A 1,725-nucleotide genomic window follows, 5' to 3' on the forward strand; every position below is an offset into this window, starting at 1 on the left:
AGTTAGATGGATGGGCTCTTTTTCTTGTTGAATTTCATTGTATCTTCAAATTGCTTTGGGGTCATGTAATTTATCGTTGAATGCCTCCTTTTCCGGTTATAATAGGACTCAATATACTCAAATACTGAGGACTTAGCTTGTTCGATCGTTTTGTAACGCTCATCATCACAAAGCTCAACCTTTAATGTGCCAAAGAAACTTTCGCATGCAGCATTATCATAACAGCAGCCCTTACCACTCATGCTGGAGATTAGCTTGCGCTTCTCAATTTCTTCTTGGAATGTTTTACAAGCATACTGCGATCCCTTATCTGAATGCACAATGACATCCTTAGGCATCTTTCTGTTAAATGTTGCCATGACTAAAGCATTAACAGAAAGTTCAGCACGCATATGATCTGCCATAGACCAGCCAACAACCATTCGAGAGAATAAATCAATTATCACACATAAATACATCCAGCCTTCATCAGTAGGAACATAGCTAATGTCCGTTACCCACTTTTCATTTGCTTTACTTGCAGTAAAGTCTTGTTGTAGCAGGTTACTTCTTACATATTGATTATGCTGTGCGTCTGTCGTCTTTATAAAACGTTTGGCTTGCTTGGAAATCAGACCCATTAGCTTCATTCGCTCTGATATCTTTGATTCTGTTACCTTAAACCCCCTGTCTTTCAAGTCTTCATAAATACGGCGAGCACCATACCTGCCCTGATGCGCTATAAATACACCATAGATCTCTTCATCTAATTCAAAATGAATAAGGTCACGCTTGCTTATTGGAGTTCGTACCCACCTGTAATATGCTGACTTACTAACACCCATGGCTTTACAAAGTATGCCTACTGGATATTTATCACTGTTACTTTGTATATGCGCGTACTTTACATATTTTGGCTGGCAAAGTACGCCGCCGCCTTTTTTAATATGTCGCGCTCCATCTTTGTCTGCTTTAATTCTTTCTGTAATTCAGCATACTTTGCCGACATTTCTTGGTAACTTGACTTATAATCAACAGGTTTTGCTTGGGTCGTTGGCTTTTTCATACTCGCACTTATCCAGCTCATCAGTGTTTTATATTTTACACCTAAATTTGCTGCAATTTCTTTACTTGTTAAGTCTGATTCCAGGGCATATTTAACAGCTTCTTTTTTAAAATCCGCACTGTATCTTGTATAGCTCATTTATTCCTCCTAGCCTGCGGGATTCTGTGTCCCATTTTCTAGGGGTAGGTCACTTTTTCATGTTGTCTTCTACTGAGATATACTTCATGTAGTCCATTGTCATTCAAATTATTATCATTACGCCAAAGCATAAGAATAACGGCCACATCTGGTCTGTAAAGTTCTGACAGCAAAAAAGTTTATTTTCTTAAGCGGGTAATTGATTTTATTGTTGCGGTTTTGGTGACTAATGTTTAACTTGGGGTCGGGAAGTTATTTTGTGCGCTTCCCTTAAAATGATTATCCATAAACAGGTCAACAATAGGCCAGGACGCAAAGAGCCTCGGTGCAGAAAACGCAGAACAAAGGCATATCCCCCACTAAAAAAAGCTCGAGGTTTATACAAAAATGCGGCTTAACTTAGTGCCATTAATCACTTACCCTTATATCGCCAGGAGTCAATCTGGCGGGGCCTGGATATTTCAATCCCAAGAAACAGCATGTGTCGCTGGTTAATGCAATTGGGCCAAAAAGTACAACCGATTGTTGATGAGATATTTGAA

3 protein-coding genes are annotated in these 1,725 nt (G+C 39.2%); 1 reads left to right on the forward strand and 2 read right to left on the reverse strand.

Features of this window, described 5'->3' with window-relative positions:
• Positions 1 to 2: 2 nt before the first annotated feature.
• Together DNK84_RS09430 and DNK84_RS09435 are read right to left on the reverse strand one after the other, a co-directional pair.
• Positions 3 to 968, reverse strand: coding sequence for an IS3 family transposase (locus DNK84_RS09430; RefSeq protein ID WP_119344279.1), 966 nt, complete (start codon positions 966 to 968; stop codon positions 3 to 5).
• Positions 884 to 1,183, reverse strand: coding sequence for a transposase (locus DNK84_RS09435; RefSeq protein ID WP_119344280.1), 300 nt, complete (start codon positions 1,181 to 1,183; stop codon positions 884 to 886). Before DNK84_RS09435 ends, DNK84_RS09430 begins: the two co-directional genes overlap by 85 nt.
• A gap of 407 nt (positions 1,184 to 1,590) precedes the next feature.
• On the opposite strand from DNK84_RS09435, the gene DNK84_RS15070 reads away from it, so the two are divergent.
• A partial coding sequence (locus DNK84_RS15070; RefSeq protein WP_162902350.1) for an IS66 family transposase occupies positions 1,591 to 1,725 on the forward strand: 135 nt, incomplete at its 3' end.

It is taken from the genome of Facilibium subflavum, from assembly GCF_003574485.1.
GTDB lineage: Bacteria > Pseudomonadota > Gammaproteobacteria > Francisellales > Francisellaceae > Facilibium > Facilibium subflavum.